This window comes from Ralstonia sp. SET104, assembly GCF_003851545.1.
Classification (GTDB): Bacteria; Pseudomonadota; Gammaproteobacteria; order Burkholderiales; family Burkholderiaceae; genus Ralstonia.
The window spans coordinates 143,217-160,332 of the sequence record NZ_BHVX01000002.1; the positions used below are offsets into that span (position 1 = coordinate 143,217).

A 17,116-nucleotide genomic window follows, 5' to 3' on the forward strand; every position below is an offset into this window, starting at 1 on the left:
ATGCTGCTTTAAAGCTGGCGGAAATGGCTTGCTTTAATCAGCAGCGCGGCTTACGCGATTGAAATAGCCGACCAGCAGCGCACCAGCCACCATCAAACTGAGTCCATTGGCCGTCCAGAAGCCGGCTGCGCCGCGCAGCGCCATGGCAGTGTCGCCTAGCAGCCCAAACCCGAGCACATAGCCGCCGCCCAGGCCCACGCCCCACAGCGACAGCGCATAGATGACGGTCGGGATCAGTGCAATCTTGTACGCGCGCAGGATGAACGCTGCCATGACCTGCAGCGCGTCGAACATCTGGTAGAACGCGATAAAGGGCAATAGCGGTACTGCAATGGTCAACACCGCTGCATCGTGTGTGTAGAGGCTGACCAGCTCGCGTCGTAAGAGCAACACGGCCGCGCCGACGATGGCTGCGCACGCCACCGCCAACTTGATGCCGTTTAGCGAAAGGCGCCGGGCTGCTATACGATCTCGCGCGCCGATTGATTGCGCTGCCAGCGTTGACGTCGCGATCGACAGAGACAGTGGCACCATGTACGCCACCGCACCCAGGTTGGCAGCAATCTGGTGCCCGGCCAGTACGACTGTACCCAGGCGTGCGATGAAGATCGCCATCAGTGTGAACGACGTGATCTCAATGAGGTAGGTGAAGCCCATTGGCACACCGAGGCGCACCAATGCCCGCAGCCGTGCCCCGTTGGGCGGCGAGTAATGCGTGAAAATCGCGAGCGGCTTGTAAGCCGGATTGCGCATCAAGATTGCGGCCGCAGCCACAAACCAGAGCCAGCTGATGATCATCGAGGCGAGTGCGCAGCCCGGGCCGCCCATCGCCGGGATGCCCATGCCGCCGTAGAGGAACAGTGCGTTGAGCGGAAACTTGATGACAAGGCCGCCAAGCTGCAGCATGGTCACCATCACCGGGCGGGACAGCGCGTTGTTCAGCGCGGAGTAGATCCGGAAGCCGAGCGCTGCGGGCAACGCGAGCGCTTCATAGCGCAGATAGGCGGTGGCTTTCTCTGTGAGTTCTGGCGTTGCGTCTGCCAGTTGCAGCAGCGGGGTGGGGAACCAGAGGATCAGCATGCCGATTGCCGCGAGTGCGATCCCGAGCCAAACAGCCTGTCGCACTTCTTCGCCGATCTCCGCGTGCTTCTGCGCGCCATAAAGTTGCCCGGCGATGGGCGAGAGCGCCTGTAGCACGCCCATCAGGCTGATGTACACCGTCACGTAGATCGACCCGCCCAGCCCGATTGCCGCGAGGTCTGCCGCAGAGGCGCGACCGGCCATCGCTGTATCGAGCACACCGAAGGCGACCACAGCCAACTGGCCGATGAGTACCGGCCAGGCCAGCGCGGTAATGCGGCGGATGTCGGCGACAAACATGTGGGGTGCTACCGAAGACGTTATTGGCGCAGCTTGCGTCGGTGCGTGGTTGTCGGGGTGGGTGGCGGATGCGCGGCGGCGGCGGCTTCCGTCAGGCGGTACATGCGGAAGTGCTCGTCGCGGTCAGCCGGGCGACGGCCTTCCCAGATCAGGCGCCATTCGTAGTTGGAGACGCTCGTCGGTGCGCCGTAATCGTACGGGTCGTGGCGCAGCAGGATGTCACAATTGTCTTCAGCACTGCCAAAGCGGATGTGGCCGAAGTATGCGAACGAGGCAAGCTGTGCATCGCCCATGCGGATCGGCTGCACGCATGTGTAAGTACGGGGCAGCGCCAGCGCGGCCGACTGCGCGACGTCGCGATACGTTTTGGCGTAGTTGATGGTGGGCAGCCACAGCGTCATCATCAGCACCCACATCAGCGTGGTGCCGGCGGCCGAGATGACCACCGCGCGCCAGATGGCCTTGGGCGCGCGCGACGTGCGCCAGACGACGATGAGCACCCACGCCGCGGTCACCAACAGCGCACAAGCCAGCGCAGTCCAGCTGAACTCGGGGCGATAGCCCGGCACGATGCGGTACACGTTACGCGCAAGTTGAGGCGGAAAGCCCGTCATCTTGGCGATCCACAGCAGCCATAGCGTGCCGCCCAGGATGGTGAAGGCCAGCAGCGCAAACCAGTCGATCGCGCTGATCGCGCCGCGCTTGAGGGTCGGCAGCGCGAAGGTGGCCATCACGGCCATCGGCGGAATCAGCAGCAGGAAGCCATCGTCGCCGGGGTGGGGTTGCATCAGCAGCAGGGTCAACTGAGGCAGCAGGAAGGCCAGCGGCAATGCGATATGCGGAGCGGTGCGCATGCCTCCCCAGCTCTTCCAGGCCCATGCGGCCAGCGGCCAGACCGGCCAGGCGAACAGTGGCAGGTTGCGTGCGACAAAACCAAGCGAGTGGCCGGTTGGGCCCGCGTATTGGCGGCGATCAAAACGCGCCCACTCGCGGACATAGGTCACGGCGTCGGTCGGATTATTTGCCAGCAAGTAAGCCATCGCCGGCCACGACCAGCCCAGCACGAGTGACACCGGCAGCGCCACCGTCAGCAGCGGACGCAGCGGCAGCACGCGCGTGGCGTGCGCAGTGATCAGCACGGCCACCGTAATGGCCAGTGGCAGGATTGGCCCGCCCGCCAATGCCAGACAGCCGATGCCGATGCCGTAGATGAAGCTGCCGTGCACCGGTTTGTCCAGCGCGCGGATCAGGCCGTACACCGCGACTGCCACGAAACACAGCGCCCCGACCAGCGGCGTCGTCTCGTGGCCGCGCTGCGCCAAGCCCACGCAGGCGAGGAAGATCAGCAGTGCGCCATCGGCCAGCGTACGGCCGTAGTCACGCGTATTTGGCTGGCCGCCGAAGACGAACTCAAACGGTTGAACCTCCGCGCGGCGGCCAAGCAGGTAAGCGCCATACCAGATGCATGCGCTGGTGACGAAAAAGAAGAGGGCGGTTGCCAGACGCGATGCATCCGCCGGGCCCAGCCATTGTCCGAACAGGCGAATGAACGCGCCACCAATCCAGAACACCAGCGGCCCCGATTGCACGACCGGACGCCCGACGATGTTCGGCATCAACCAGTCTTGCGCGTTGCCGGTGGCCAGCGTCCACATCGCGCCGAAGCCGGCGGCGTCTTCGTTTTTCCATGGGTCGCGCGAGAACAAGCCCGACAGGCCGTAGATCGCGCAGATGGCGAGCAGCAGCCAACGCGGCAGCTCGCGGGTGGCGGCGGCAGTCAGGCGGATGCGCGAGACGCGGGTGGTGTTCATCGAGTGTCAGACCGGGCGAGCCCAGTCAGGGTTGCACAGCGACGTGCGGATCGTGAAGAGGGGCCAGAGCAAAAGCCCGCTAATTTGCCGAGAAACAAAAAAGGCAGCCGGAGCTGCCTTTTTTTTCAGTGGGACGGGTCTGCACTGCACGGGTCATGCGCTGAGCCGTCTCCGGCGCCGGTATTACTTGGCAGCCTTGCCGACCTTGCTGCCGAACTTCTGGCGGAACTTTTCGACGCGGCCGGCCGTGTCCAGAACCTTTTGCTGGCCCGTGTAGAACGGGTGCGATTCGGACGAGACTTCGATCTTGGCCAGCGGGTATTCCTTGCCGTCCAGCGTGATCATTTCCTTCGTCTGGATTGTCGAGCGGGTGATGAACTTGAAGTCGCTGGACATGTCCTGGAACACGACTTCGCGGTAATTCGGGTGAATGCCTTCTTTCATGATGGGCCCTGGGGTAGAGGTAGCCAATTCGCGGCGCGCTTCAGGTGCTCACATGGCAGGAGCACCGTGCGACCAGCCATCGAATCACTTGCCGGGTGGAGAAACGAGGATTATGCCAGAGAAACAAAGGCTTGGGCAACGCGCTTACCCCAAAATCCGTCGCCCCAGCATATCGAAAAGTGACTTGCAGGGCTTATTTTGATCAAGGTTTGGCGAGACGCTCGATTGTGAGCACGCCCTGGCCGTCCAGATCCATGCTGCGCGTGTCGCCAACGCGCAACGAGGTATCGAGATTGCGCGTCCAAGTGTCGACGCGGGCCGGGGCTTCGGCGTCGGGTGAGGGCTGGAATCGGTGCAGTGTTACGCCGATGGAAAGCGTCTGGAATTCGCCCGACACGATCATCGGCCGCAGGGTGACGTCCACGCCGGTCTTGGCCCAGCGGTGGCGCATGAACTGGCACGTGGTGGTGTCGCAGCCAAGCGGGATTGTGTCGTCGGGCAGGCCGGCGGCGAAGCGCTCCTCCCATTCTTTGCGTGGCATCGAACCGCCAACGTCATATGTATGGGTGTGTTCGAGCAGCGCGACATGCTGGCCCGTGGCGGCCGAGTCGGTCGATAGCGTGACGCGTTTGGTTTCCGATTGCCCATCGAATTGCGCAGTTACGCTGAGGACCACAGGCATGGCTGGTTGCGCCCACGCTGTGCCCGTAGCGAGGCAACAACCGAGCAGCGTTGCATGAAGCGTTTGGCGGATCGTCATGACAGGAACCCCTCCTGGCGTTGCTCAGCCTGCAGCACGCGCCGTGCCGGGTCTTGCAGGTAAAAGGCCTGCAGGAGCGCATACAACAATGGCAGCGTCTCAAGCAGTGCCTGCGGTTCGACAAAGAATACCTCGGAGGCCACCGCAAAGAATTCTGCCGGATGTTGCGCGCCGTAGGGATCAAGTAGCGAGAGGATCGGATCGTCGCCCCACCGGCGTTCAGGCACCTGGCCGCAACGATCGGCGAAGGCATCGTATTCAGCGTAGAGATCGTTGGCCCATTGCGCTCGGTCAACATTGGCGTGCAGGCGCGACGAGAACGCCGGGATGCCGTCCGATTCACCATTGAGCATGTCGAGCTTATGCGCGAACTCGTGCACGACCACGTTGTACGGCTGCGCGCCCGGCTCAGCCAACACGCCGAGTTCGATGTCCTGCCACGAGAGGATGACGGGGCCGTGTTCCCACGCCTCGCCGGCGGCTTCTTCGCGCACGTCGTGCACAACGCCGTCTTCGTCCATGACTTCTTTGCGGATGACGAACTCGCCGGGGTAGATCACCACGCCGCGCCATCCGCCGTACCACGCAATGCCAAGCTCCAGAATCGGCACGCTGGCTTGCACGGCAATGTTGATCACCATGTCGTCGGTGAGCGGCAGATCATGCGCGGTCGTGAATTCCTTTTCAGCAATAAACAGCGTGGCTGTTTCACGCAGGCGCGCGAGGTCGGTGTTGGGCCAGTCGAGCAGGAATGGCAGGCCGTCGAGCGTGCGTGACCACAGCACGTCGGAGATGGCGTAACGCGTCAGGCGCCGCGTGCGTGCGCGGCCGGAGAACCAGCGGAGGACGGACGAAAGCATGCGTCCAGTATATCGGCCGCGACCCCCTGGCTTTGCGGCGCGCTTTCGCCCTGGTGAGGGATCAGGCGACCGACAGCAACCGCGCGCCGCGCTGATTGGCGACGTACACGGCCTCGGTGCGGCTGCGGACTTTCAGTCGCCGATACAGTGTGCTGATATGCGCCTTGGCTGTCGCCTCGGAGATGTTCAGCATGCGGCTGATGGTCTTGACCGGATGCCCGCGCGAGAGCAGCACCAGAATTTCGTACTGCCGTGGCGTAATGCCAAGCAGCTTGGGGTCGGTCTGCGGATCGCCGGCAAGCGCCGGGTTTGGCGCGCCGTCCAGGCGCGATTCCGGCAGCAGGGCGCTGGCCGGAATGTATTGCCCGCCCACCAGCACCAGCTCCAGCGAAGCCGCGATGACCTCGCCCGGCGAATGCTTGAGCGTGTAGCCCGACAAGCCCATCTGCATGAGCGTGCGGATGATGTCAGGAGACTCGGATTCAGCCAGCACAACCACGTGACGGGCGTGCGGCCGATGCATGATCTCGCCGATGGCCGACAGCTCATCGAGATGCGGCAACGGCAGGCCGATCACAAGAAGACCGGCGTCAGCATTGGTTTCGATGGCGTCGAACATCCCCTCGTCTGGCTCGACGACCGTGACGCCAGTGACGCCCTTGAGCGTCCGTAGCAGGTGCGCAATGCCCGTACGCACCAACGGATGGGCTTCGATCAAAACAGTGTTCATCGTTGTTCTCGACCTGTTACCGATCTTGCGAACATCCTTGTCGCCCAGGCGAGATACAGGCCGGAGCAGACCCCCGTTCCGAATCATTTTAGTGGCGGAAGTCAAAAATGACAGCCGCCACGGCCATGCCTCGGGACCCTCATTGCCGCGTCCTGCCTACTGTAGCCCAGCGTTTGCCAGGGCGCGCAATTCGCCCACCGGAAAGCCCGCGCCCGATCACAGCGGTTTTTATGGCGACGGCTGTTTCAGTCGCGACACAAAAATCGCATGGTATGCCGGGCTTGTTGGTTCTCCGTGTGAAAAATATCCCGTTAAAACAAGGTATTAGCCGTCATGGCATGGATGTCGCTCTGTTCCCGTCGGGGAGGGGCGAGCCATGCCGACAATCGCGCAGCGCTGTGCTCGACGTTTGCCGTTCAGGTGGACGGTCGAGAAGACCGGAGTGGTTGCGAACCGCGCGGCCATGGTCGTTATGGTGTCCGCGCTCGCAGTAGACGGCGGCCTCATCGTGCGGCGTGCAATCACGCTGCTGGTCGCCCTTCGAAGTGTTCTCGCCGATGCGTTGCCGGCGCGACTCACCTTCGGTCTTGTTCCCACCCGCGCATTCGATCCATCCACCGGTTCTGTCGTGTCCGTGCTATCGGACGGCGAACTGAGTACGTCGCATGCGTGGCTTAACAATCCAAAGGCAACGGGGCTGGCGCAATCCCCACGGAAGTGGGGTGTGCTCCCGTTATGCCGGTCGCCACACGTGGATGCCAAGAGCCGCGCCTCCGTCATACGACGATGCATGCACCAAAATGTGGCGCGTTCGCAACGTGCGCGGCGCGGGACGACATGACGATTGTTCAACGGTTTCGTGCTCCGTCCCCCGGCGGGCACTCTTTTCTTAGTAGCCATCCTGAAAGGATCCCCATGCAAGCCAACCGGACTGCGTTTGCCGCGCTGGCGCCCCCGGTTTATCAGGATGCCCACAGCTAAACTCAGCTCAGCGCATTGAACCAAGCAGGGAACGAATTGAATGTCGAAGGAAGGGCGCAGCGTCCAAGCTACGGCCCGCCGCCGTCTGGAATGAAACCAATGCGATCAGACTCAGGCCGGGTGCAGCGGATGCTCAGCCCGAATACCGTGCTTCTGCATCAGCCGGTACAGCGTCACGCGCGACACCGCCAGCTCACGCGCCGTCATGCCCATGTGAAAGCCGTTGCGGGCGATGGCCGTGCGAATGGCGTCCGATTCGGCGCCTTCGCGTGCCTCTTCCAGCGTCTGCCCCAACACGGACGCGTAGCCTTCGAGATGCAGATCGGCGGCGGAGATTTTGCGGTTGTCGGTCATGACCAGCGCGCGGCGCACACGGTTGATGAGCTCGCGCACGTTGCCCGGCCACGGGTAATGCATCATCGCGTGGAGCGCGCAAGGCGTGAAACCGCGGATGCGGTGCGACGCTTCGCTGGCGTGCTGGGCCAGGATGTGCTCGGCGAGCAGCACGATGTCGCTGCCGCGCTCGCGTAGCGGCGGCACCGACAAGGTCAGCACGCACAGTCGATGAAACAGGTCGGTACGGAATCCGCCGTGGAGCTGCGCAGCTTCCAGATCCACGTGCGTTGCCGAGATGATGCGGATGTCCAGCGGAATCGCTTGATGTCCGCCCAGCCGGGTGATCGTGCCTTGCTGCAAGAAGCGCAGCAGACTGACCTGACTCTCCAGCGGCAGGTCGCCGATTTCATCGAGGAACAGCGTGCCGCCATTGGCGTGCTCGACCCAGCCGATATGACGCTGATGCGCGCCGGTAAACGCGCCCTTTTCATAGCCGAACAATTCCGACTGGATCAGGTGCGGCGGAATCGCCCCGCAATTGATGGCGATGAACGGCCCCCCGGCGCGCGACGAGGCTTCGTGAATGGCCTGGGCGGTCAGTTCCTTGCCGGTGCCGGATTCGCCTGCGATGAAGGCCGGTGCGCTGTTCTGCGCGACCTTGCGGATGGCGCGGAAAAGGCCATGCATGGCGGGGCACTCGCCCAGCATGCGCGCATGATTGGCCTTGGGCGCCGGCGTGCTTTGCTGCGCAAGCGAGGCCATGCCCCAGGCATGACGCAGCGAGTAGGCAGCCTCGTCCATACGCAGCGGCATCTGCACGTAGTCGACGCAGTAATCGCGCACAAGCTGGCGCACACGGTCATGGTTCAGCATGGCCGGCGGCAGCGCAGCTACCCATCCCACATGCGGCACTTGCATGCAGCGCTCAAGCAGATCCAGCTCCGCAGCCGAGAAAGCGCTGCTGAAATCGACCAACCCCGCTTTGGGAACACCATCGCGGATGGCGCAGCCCAGTTCACGCATCGACGTGACGCGTCGCACGTGCCAGTCCGCGCCCAGAATCGTCTCGTCGATCTCCTTCATCCCTGCGCGTGACGCCACGACGACGGTTCGGCACGCGGTAGTACATTCCAGTGACTCTTCGCGCATGGTTTCCCCGTTCGATTTTTGGTGTGGTTCATTCATTGCGCGAGGCGGCTCGGCCAAGGCAGGCTTGCAGTATGGTTGCCGGGTTTCTCTTTTGCGATGACGTTTTAGGACGATGGAAGCAAACGGTTGCGCGGGCGGACTGTAATGCAAATGAACTAGCGGATTTCATGAGGCTGCCGTCAAAATCCGGTGCAACAACCGGCAGTTGACGCAGCAATAAAAAAGCGCACCACAGTGGGTGCGCTTCTCGGGGTACGGGCGGGAGACTTAGCCGCCGCGCCGCATCATGTCAAAGAACTCGGCGTTGTTTTTCGTTGTCTTGAGTTTGTCGAGCAGGAATTCCATCGCCTCGACTTCATCCATGTCATGGATGAACTTGCGCAGGATCCACACCTTCTGCAGGATATCCGGCTTGATCAGCAGTTCTTCGCGGCGCGTGCCCGATTTGTTCAGGTTGATGGCGGGGTAGACGCGCTTCTCGGCAAGGCGACGCTCCAAGTGCACTTCCATGTTGCCGGTGCCCTTGAATTCTTCGTAGATCACGTCGTCCATGCGGCTGCCGGTTTCGATCAGCGCCGTACCGATGATAGTCAGCGAACCACCTTCTTCCAGGTTGCGCGCGGCGCCGAAGAAGCGCTTCGGACGTTGCAGCGCGTTGGCGTCCACACCACCGGTCAGCACCTTGCCCGAGGTTGGCACCACGGTGTTGTAAGCGCGAGCCAGGCGCGTGATCGAGTCCAGCACGATCACCACGTCTTTCTTCAGTTCGACCAGACGCTTGGCTTTTTCGATGACCATTTCGGCCACCTGCACGTGGCGCACGGCCGGTTCATCAAACGTTGATGCCACCACTTCGCCGCGCACGGTACGCTGCATTTCCGTCACTTCTTCCGGCCGCTCGTCGATCAGCAGCACGAACAGCTCGGCTTCCGGATGGTTGGTCGCGATGGCGTGCGCAATGTGCTGCAGCATCACGGTCTTGCCCGATTTGGGCGACGCCACCAGCAGTGCGCGCTGGCCGCGGCCGATCGGGGCAATCATGTCGATGATGCGGCCGGTGATGTTTTCTTCAGCCTTGATGTCGCGTTCGAGCGTGAGCGGCTTGTTCGGGTGCAGCGGCGTCAGGTTCTCGAACATGATGCGGTTCTTGACCGCTTCAGGAGGCTGGGTGTTGACTTTGTCGACCTTGACCAGCGCGAAGTAGCGCTCACCATCCTTGGGCGTGCGGACTTCGCCTTCAATCGTGTCACCGGTGTGCAGATTGAAGCGGCGGATCTGCGACGGGCTGATATAGATGTCGTCGGTGCTGGCCAGATACGAGGTTTCCGGCGAGCGCAGAAAACCGAAGCCATCGGGCAGCACTTCAAGCGTGCCGTCACCGAAAATCGTTTCCCCCTGTTTCGCCTTCTTTTTCAAGATGGCAAACATCAATTCCTGTTTGCGCATGCGCTGCGCGTTATCGATCTCCAGCTGCCCCGCCATTTCCAGCAATTGGGACACGTGCAAGGATTTCAGTTCTGTCAGATGCATAGACGAAAGATGAGGGAAGGGCCCGAATGGGCAGCAAGGCTCAAAAAGGGAGAAACGGGGGGAGGGGGAAAGGTCGAGCGAACGCTCGGAGAAACAGATTGGCTGCAATCTTAGCACAACGCTGGCGAGCTTCCAGACGGAAGTGCGCCAGCGTGCGTGAGGGCGACGCGAAGGGTTGCGCGCAGCCTAAAAAACGGCTTACAGGTGGCTGTCCAGGAATGCAGTCAGTTGCGACTTGGACAATGCACCAACTTTCTGCGCGGCCACAGCGCCGTTCTTGAACAAAATCAGCGTCGGGATGCCGCGAATACCGAACTTGGCCGGCACGCCCTGGTTTTCATCGACGTTGATCTTGGCGATCTGCACCTTCTCGCCGTAGTCCTTGGAAACTTCGTCCAGGATCGGGGCGATCATCTTGCACGGACCGCACCATTCAGCCCAGAAATCGACCAGCACGGGTTTGTCGGACTTGAGCACGTCTGCCTCGAAGGACGCGTCGCTCACATACTTGATCTGTTCGCTCATGGCGGGAACCTCTGTTATTTCGTAAAAGCTGGCGACGTGCGCCGAACCCATACATTACACGATTACACGAACCGGCGTGTATTGGGACCACTGTCGGCGCGGGTGCTGCTGATATAGTACCGACGCCTCCATTTTCAACCGATCCAACCGTTGATTGTGGCTATCACGCCGATAGCCGCGGGTCTTCGCCTTCCGGTTTATCGCCACGTTCCCACGCATGCAGACGCTTGCCTTCGCGCCTGGCCCAGCATTCCTTTTCCGTGCAGCCGGCGCTGCATGGCGCTTTCTGGATGCGCATGCGCAATCCTCCGGTACCGCCACGATTGTCGTGCCGACGGCCGCGCAGATTCCGGGCGTGCGCGCTGCGCTGCAGGCCAGCGCGCAAGCGGCTGGGACGCCGCGCTTGCTGCCGCGCATCCTGACGTTGGGGCATTGGCTGCTCGATTTGCCGCCGGAAGCGGGCTTGCCCGCTGTGCGCACACCGCTCTCGCGATTGCTGGCGGTGCACCAGGCACTCAAGACGCAAGCATGGCTGCGTGAAGCGCTCGGCGCGCAGGACGATGCCGCGCTGTGGGGCGTAGCGCAGGTGCTTGTCACAGTATCGGATGAGTTGTCGCAGCGTTGGTTGACGCTGGACGCAGCACACAGTGGCGCAGATGGGCGGCCCGACGCGCTGGAGTCGGCGTTGGCCGAGGCGTTGGAGCGCACTTACGCGCAATTGTCCGAACGCTTTCTCGGTACCGAGTCGCGCATTGTGCTGACGTTCTGGCGGTTGCTCTCAGGCGCGGCAGATCCGATTCCGATGCGGTTGCGTGCCATGCGACGCCTGCTGGCCGAATTGCACGGGCCGATCGTGTGGATGAGCCCGACTGACCCCGAGGCCGTCGATCTGGATTTCCTGCAGCGAGCCGCCGAACGCGTGCCGGTGCTGAACATCAGTTACGACTGGAATGCCCCTGAGCGTGGCGCATCCACGGTGCCCTCCACACATGCGGATTTTCGCGATCTGCTGTTGCACGCCTGGCCCGAGTGCGCCACGTCTGCCATGTCTGCCACGTCTGCGCAGGCGCCGGACGTTGGCTCCGACTCGCAGATTCCCGCACCAGTTCTGCGCATTGCCGGCGCTGCCCGCTTTGAAGACGAAGCTGCGTTCGCGGCGCATACGCTGGTCGATTGGCTGAACGCGGGGCGCCGATCGTTGGCGCTGGTGGCGCAGGACCGCATCGTCGCGCGGCGGGTTCGCGCATTGCTGGCGCGTGTGAACGTCCCCGTGCGTGACGAGACCGGCTGGAAGCTTTCCACTACGCGCGCCGCCGCGGCGCTCATGCGGTGGGTTGACGTGGTGCAGGGTGACGGCGATACCGCGGCGCTGCTCGATCTCATCAAGAGCCCGTTTTGTTTGCGCGATACCGACGCCGGCATTGCCACGCCAGCGTGGGTTGCTGAACTTGAGCGCCGCGTGCGCCGGCATAACGTGTCGGGTGGCTGGGGTCGATTGCGCCGGCTGGTTGCGGATCGCCCGGCCGACGATGCCGAGGGCGAACAGAAGATCAGCCGACTGGCCGATCGCCTGGGCGTACTGGCCGATGAAGCCGCGCTGTGGCGCCGCGCCGGCAGTACCACGCTCGACGCTTGGGTGACGCTGCTCGCAGGCACGCTCGACCGTCTGCACATGCGTACCGGCTTACAGAGCGATGACGCTGGCCGTCAGCTGCTCGATTGGATCGATCGTCTGCGGATATCTGTACATGACAGCACCGACGCCGGTGCGCGGTTTTCGCTCGCGGAATGGCGCGCATTGTTGTCGATGCTGCTCGAGTCGGCGGTGTTCAGCGAGCCTTCACCGCCAGCAGATCGGCGTGTTGTGATCTTGCCGCTGAACGGTGCACGCATGCGGCGCTTTGATGGCGTGGTGGTGGTGGGTTGCGACGATTCGCAATTGCCATCTGCGCAGCCGGAGTGGCTGTTCTTTTCAAACGATGTGCGCCGCGAACTGGGTTTGCCTGACCGCGCGCAGCGCTTTGCGCAGCAGGCGCGCGACTTGGCCGAGGTGCTGCTCAATCAGCCCGAGGTGGTGCTGACTTGGCAACGCCATGGAGGACGCGGTGAACCGCATCGCCTTTCCGGCTGGCTCGAACGCTTGCAACGCCGTTTGGCGGTGAGCGGTGTGCGTATCGATACGTCGGTTGTGCTGCCCAGCCTGCAGACGACGAGCCAACCGACCGACATGCCCGCGCCCGCTGCGCCTGCGTTGGCCCCATCGGCGCTGAGTGCGGCTGCATACAACAGCCTGCGACGGTGCCCTTACCAGTTCTTCGTCGGACGCATGCTGCGGCTGGGCGAGCTGGAAGAGGTGTCCGACGAACTGGAGAAACGCGACATTGGCGAGATCCTGCACGCGATCCTGCATCGCTTTCATCGGCAATTGCTGGCGGCGCCGATGCACGATCCTGCCGATCGTCAGGCGTTGCTGCAGACCATCACTGACGAACTGTTCGGCCCGCTGCTGGCCGAGGATGGCAATGCGTTGCGCTTCTATCGGCGCTGGCATGGCGTGATGCCGTCGTACTTGGCGTGGCAAGCTGCGCGCGAAGCGGATGGCTGGCGCTTTGAAGCGGGCGAAGTTGATGTCGATACGTCGATCATGCTGCATGGCGAACATTCAGGGCGCCCATTGCGCTTGCGCGGCCGTATTGATCGCATTGACGTGCACGAAGAACACGGCGTGGCGGTGCTCGACTACAAGACACAATCGCAAATGGTGCTGGTGCGTCGCGCCAAGACGCCATTCGAGGATTGCCAGCTCCCGTTTTACGGCGTGCTTGATGCGCGCGCAGAGTCGGGTGGCTGGGTTTCGCTCGATGGCGAGGCGCGCGGTGACAAGCGCGACGTTGGGCTGCCCGACTTCACGCAAGTCGTCGGCTGGTTGATCGAACAGATGCAAAAGGACATGACGGCGCTCGCAGCCGGCGCGCCGCTGCCGGCGTTTGGCGATGAATCGGCATGCCGTTACTGCGCGGCGCGCGGCCTGTGCCGCAAGGGATACTGGACAGAAGGCGCGCCCCGCGAGCCGGAGGGCACGGCATGAGCGACCACGCTTACGAACGCGACGGCGCAGCCGTATCGCCCGAAGCCTTCTCGCGCGCTGCGTGCGATCCGGCGCGCTCTGTCGTGGTAGAGGCGTGCGCGGGTAGCGGCAAGACGTGGCTGCTGGTCACGCGCATGTTGCGTTTATTGCTGGCAGGCGCGGCGCCGTCGGACGTTCTCGCCATCACCTTCACGCGCAAAGCGGCCGAAGAGATGCGCCAGCGCTTGCTTGACATTCTTGCGCAACTGGCCAGCGCCGACGACGAAGGCGTGGTGCGCGAACTGATCGCGCGCACGGTGGATGAACGCGATGCGCCTGCGCTGATTGAAATCGCGCGCGGATTGTATGCGCGCGTGCTGGAGTCGCCGTCTCGGATGGCGATCGATACCTTTCACGGTTGGTTTGGATCGCTGCTGCGCGGGGCGCCGTTGTCGTCGGGCGTGCAGCAGGGTGCGGCGTTGCGTGAGGATGCTGGGCGCTTGCGGCGTGAATCCGAGGCGCCGTTCTGGCGCGGTCTGCTGGCCGAAGGTCACGCTGATTTGCGCGCCGCATATGAAATGCTCGCCGATCTGGTTGGCGATTTCCAGGCCGGCCGCCTGCTCGATGCGATGTTCCATCAGCGCAGCGATTGGTGGGCCTACAAGACCCAATCGGGCGAACATCCGCTCGATGCGTTGGACGCGTTGCTTGGTGACGATGCGACAGTCGATCCACTGATCGAAGCGCTGCAAGATGCGGCTTTGTTGGCTGACATGCTGCGCGTGTCTGGCTGGCTGGGGCAAGGCGGCGCGGCTGAGGGCAAGCGCGCGATCACGATCGAATCGGCGGTTACCGCAGCGCGTGCGATGGATGTGTCGGACGAAGCGGCTCGCGCGCAGGCGTTTGATACGCTCTTCGCCGCCTTCCACACGCAGGCCGGCAAGGCGCGCGCCTGTAAGCCGACCAAGGTGCTTATCAAAGCCGTCGGCGACGACCATGCGCAAACACTGGTGACCCTCCATGCTTCATTGTGTGAGGCACTAACCAAGGTCCAGGCTCGCCGCCAGGAAGCGCAGGTGCGCGCTGTCAATGCCGCATTGTTTGCTCTGGGCGATGCGCTCATCGAGCGGTACCAGGCCTACAAGCGCCAAGCGCGCGCGATGGACTTCACCGATCTCGAATGGGAAGCCGCGCGCCTGATGCAGCAAGAAGACACGGCTGCCTACCTGCAGGTGCGGCTTGACGCGCGCTACAAGCATCTGCTGCTCGACGAGTTTCAGGACACGAACCCGATGCAGTGGCGCATCCTGCAAGGCTGGTTGGCCGGTTATGCAGGCACCGGCACGCAGCCGAGCGTGTTTTTGGTGGGCGATCCGAAGCAATCGATTTATCGCTTCCGTCGCGCGGATGCGCGGTTGTTCGAGGCCGCACGTGACATGCTGGTCGCTGAATTCAACGCGACCGTGTTGCGCACCAACCGCACGCGCCGCAATGCGCCGGCCGTATTGGAATGGGTCAACGCCGTGTTCCTGCAAGCACGTGCGCGTGGCGACTATCCGATCTACGCCGAGCAAAGCACTGCTGTGGACGCACCCGTCGGCCAGGCGCTGCTGTTGCCGCTGGTGCCGGTGCCCGAAGCGGAGCCGGCTGACGAAGCAGCGCCCCGAGATACGCTGACCGAGCCTCGCAAAGAGGCTGGCGATTCGCAGCGCTACGAAGAAGGCTGTCAAGTGGCAGCCTGCCTGCGCGCATTGCATGCCAATGAGCGCATTCGCGAGGGCGACATCGAGCGCCCCGTCCGCTGGAGTGATTTCCAACTGCTTGTCCGCCGCAAGCGCTACCTCGCCGATTACGAACGTGCTCTGCGCGATGCGGGCGTGCCGTATCTGAGCCCGCGCCGCGGAGGTCTGCTGGCTACGCTCGAAGCGCTTGATCTGTGCGCGCTACTCGATTTCCTGATGACGCCGCAGGCCGATCTGTCGCTCGCGCATGTGCTGCGCAGTCCGATCTTCGCCGTCACAGATGCTGACCTCATCGCACTTGCGCAGTTTGGCGAAGGCGCGGTCGCATTGGCATGGTGGGAGCGCCTGACCGCGTTGGCCGGCCAGACCGATGCGGCGCTCGCCTTGCGCCACGCACATCGCATGCTTTCGCGCTGGCTGGCGGTCGCGCCTACGCTGCCGGTACATGATCTGCTTGACCACATCGTCTACACCGGTGAGCTCAAACGCCGCTATGCCGAACGCGCGCCCGCCGCCAACCGCGACCAGGTGCTCGCCAACCTCGATGCGTTTCTCAAGCTCGCGCTCGACCTGGACGGCGGCCGCTACCCAAGCCTGCCGAAGTTCATGGCCGAGTTGCGCGCCATCCGCCAGGGCGACGACGAAGAGAGCCCCGACGAAGGCATGCAAGGCGACATGGATGCCCTGGATGCCATCGACGCCGAAGTCGCCAGCGAAGGCCTGGACGCCGTGCAGATCCTGACCGTGCATGCCTCGAAGGGCCTGGAGGCGCCATTTGTCGTGCTGCTGGATAGCCACCACAGCGATGCGCGTGTCGATACCGCCGGTATTCTGATCGACTGGCCACCCGGCGCGCAGGCGCCCACGCATTTCTCCGCGTTCGGCAAGATGTCCGAGCGCGGCCTTGCACGCGAGCCGCTCTTCCAACAAGAAAGCGCCCTCGCCGAGCGCGAGAACTGGAACCTGCTCTATGTGGCGATGACGCGTGCGCGGCAGGCGTTGATTGTTTCCGGCGTTGCGAACAAGCGCGATGCAGCGGCAGCGCAATCCGTCGATGAGGGTGACGCGCCCGAAGTGGACGGTACGGCGAGCTGGTACACGCTGCTCGCCACCGCAGGCGTTGCCTCGCCTGCACCGGTGCTTGATGGCGCTGCCGATTCGACTGTCAGCTCGGTAGGAGCAGAGGTTGTCTCGTACCACGACTTCCGCGCACCGCTGACGGTGACGGTGCGAGTGGGTGCCGCTGGCGCTTCGGCTGAGAGCCCTACCGATGTCGTGTTCGACCAGGGTGCCGTCGCGCAAGGCGAATTGCTGCATTCCGTGCTTGAGCGCCTGACACGCCGCGGCTTGCCCGAACAGGTGCCAGATGCTGCGACCATCGTGCGCTGGTTCAGCGCGACCGGCGTCACCCAAACCGACGCCACGCGCGCTGCCGACGCCGTGCGCCAGATGCTTGCCGCCGATACGCTGGCGCATGTCTTCGATCCCGCACGCTTCGATGCCGCGCACAACGAGGTCGAACTTTTCGGCCCGGACGGCACGCTGTTGCGCATCGATCGCCTGATCGAACGTGGCAACGACGTCCTCGTGGTCGACTACAAGCTGCGCCTGTTACCGGTTGAACGCGATGCCTATGCAGATCAATTGCGCGGTTATGTGGCGGCTGTTACGCCGATGTATCCCGGGCGCACCATACGCGCCGGTGTGGCCACCGCGCAAGGCGAATGGATCGATCTGGAAACATTGCCGAAGCCGGCTAAGGCGTCACACGACGACAGCCAGGGTGCGCTGTTCTGACGTG

At 63.2% G+C, this 17,116-nt stretch carries 11 protein-coding genes; 2 read left to right on the forward strand and 9 right to left on the reverse strand.

The window, feature by feature from the left end; translation table 11 throughout:
- Positions 1-33: 33 nt before the first annotated feature.
- The 9 genes from PSUB009319_RS03305 to trxA all read right to left on the reverse strand — a co-directional run bounded on the left by PSUB009319_RS03305 (position 34) and on the right by trxA (position 10,506).
- Positions 34-1,380, reverse strand: coding sequence for an MATE family efflux transporter (locus PSUB009319_RS03305; RefSeq protein ID WP_124380836.1), 1,347 nt, complete (start codon positions 1,378-1,380; stop codon positions 34-36).
- A 20-nt stretch (positions 1,381-1,400) separates the two neighbouring features.
- The gene (locus tag PSUB009319_RS03310; RefSeq protein ID WP_124380837.1) at positions 1,401-3,191 is read right to left on the reverse strand and encodes a glycosyltransferase family 39 protein; all 1,791 of its coding nucleotides are present in this window, start codon (positions 3,189-3,191) and stop codon (positions 1,401-1,403) included.
- Between the two features lie 183 nt (positions 3,192-3,374).
- Positions 3,375-3,635 carry a type B 50S ribosomal protein L31 gene (locus PSUB009319_RS03315; RefSeq protein WP_124380838.1) on the reverse strand — a complete coding sequence of 87 codons (261 nt, stop codon included), beginning with the start codon at positions 3,633-3,635 and terminating at the stop codon, positions 3,375-3,377.
- 202 nt (positions 3,636-3,837) lie between these two features.
- A complete protein-coding gene (locus PSUB009319_RS03320; protein ID WP_124380839.1) occupies positions 3,838-4,395 on the reverse strand; it encodes a hypothetical protein in 558 nt (185 codons plus the stop codon).
- Positions 4,392-5,255: a zinc-dependent peptidase gene (locus PSUB009319_RS03325; protein WP_124380840.1), complete on the reverse strand. Its 864-nt coding sequence runs from the start codon at positions 5,253-5,255 to the stop codon at positions 4,392-4,394. The genes PSUB009319_RS03320 and PSUB009319_RS03325 overlap by 4 nt, the downstream gene beginning before the upstream one ends.
- A gap of 61 nt (positions 5,256-5,316) precedes the next feature.
- Positions 5,317-5,985: a response regulator transcription factor gene (locus PSUB009319_RS03330; protein ID WP_009238433.1), complete on the reverse strand. Its 669-nt coding sequence runs from the start codon at positions 5,983-5,985 to the stop codon at positions 5,317-5,319.
- Between the two features lie 1,092 nt (positions 5,986-7,077).
- Positions 7,078-8,451: a sigma-54 dependent transcriptional regulator gene (locus tag PSUB009319_RS03340; RefSeq protein WP_124380841.1), complete on the reverse strand. Its 1,374-nt coding sequence runs from the start codon at positions 8,449-8,451 to the stop codon at positions 7,078-7,080.
- 267 nt (positions 8,452-8,718) lie between these two features.
- Complete coding sequence (rho, locus tag PSUB009319_RS03345; RefSeq protein ID WP_004626250.1) at positions 8,719-9,981, reverse strand: transcription termination factor Rho; 1,263 nt, start codon at positions 9,979-9,981, stop codon at positions 8,719-8,721.
- Between the two features lie 198 nt (positions 9,982-10,179).
- On the reverse strand, positions 10,180-10,506 hold the full coding sequence (gene trxA / locus PSUB009319_RS03350; RefSeq protein WP_004626253.1) for a thioredoxin TrxA: 327 nt from the start codon (positions 10,504-10,506) through the stop codon (positions 10,180-10,182).
- Between the two features lie 217 nt (positions 10,507-10,723).
- On the opposite strand from trxA, the gene PSUB009319_RS03355 reads away from it, so the two are divergent.
- Together PSUB009319_RS03355 and PSUB009319_RS03360 are read left to right on the forward strand one after the other, a co-directional pair.
- Positions 10,724-13,594: a PD-(D/E)XK nuclease family protein gene (locus PSUB009319_RS03355; protein ID WP_124380842.1), complete on the forward strand. Its 2,871-nt coding sequence runs from the start codon at positions 10,724-10,726 to the stop codon at positions 13,592-13,594.
- A complete protein-coding gene (locus PSUB009319_RS03360) occupies positions 13,591-17,112 on the forward strand; it encodes an exodeoxyribonuclease V subunit beta (RefSeq protein WP_124380843.1) in 3,522 nt (1,173 codons plus the stop codon). Before PSUB009319_RS03355 ends, PSUB009319_RS03360 begins: the two co-directional genes overlap by 4 nt.
- Positions 17,113-17,116: the final 4 nt, after the last annotated feature.

Coding starts and splice junctions, on each gene's coding strand:
- PSUB009319_RS03340 (WP_124380841.1), bottom strand. CDS start 8,451: ATGCGCGAAGAGTCACTGGAATGTACTACCGCGTGCCGAACCGTCGTC.
- PSUB009319_RS03355 (WP_124380842.1), top strand. CDS start 10,724: ATGCAGACGCTTGCCTTCGCGCCTGGCCCAGCATTCCTTTTCCGTGCA.
- rho (WP_004626250.1), bottom strand. CDS start 9,981: ATGCATCTGACAGAACTGAAATCCTTGCACGTGTCCCAATTGCTGGAA.
- PSUB009319_RS03325 (WP_124380840.1), bottom strand. CDS start 5,255: ATGCTTTCGTCCGTCCTCCGCTGGTTCTCCGGCCGCGCACGCACGCGG.
- PSUB009319_RS03315 (WP_124380838.1), bottom strand. CDS start 3,635: ATGAAAGAAGGCATTCACCCGAATTACCGCGAAGTCGTGTTCCAGGAC.
- PSUB009319_RS03330 (WP_009238433.1), bottom strand. CDS start 5,985: ATGAACACTGTTTTGATCGAAGCCCATCCGTTGGTGCGTACGGGCATT.
- PSUB009319_RS03360 (WP_124380843.1), top strand. CDS start 13,591: ATGAGCGACCACGCTTACGAACGCGACGGCGCAGCCGTATCGCCCGAA.
- trxA (WP_004626253.1), bottom strand. CDS start 10,506: ATGAGCGAACAGATCAAGTATGTGAGCGACGCGTCCTTCGAGGCAGAC.
- PSUB009319_RS03305 (WP_124380836.1), bottom strand. CDS start 1,380: ATGTTTGTCGCCGACATCCGCCGCATTACCGCGCTGGCCTGGCCGGTA.
- PSUB009319_RS03320 (WP_124380839.1), bottom strand. CDS start 4,395: ATGACGATCCGCCAAACGCTTCATGCAACGCTGCTCGGTTGTTGCCTC.
- PSUB009319_RS03310 (WP_124380837.1), bottom strand. CDS start 3,191: ATGAACACCACCCGCGTCTCGCGCATCCGCCTGACTGCCGCCGCCACC.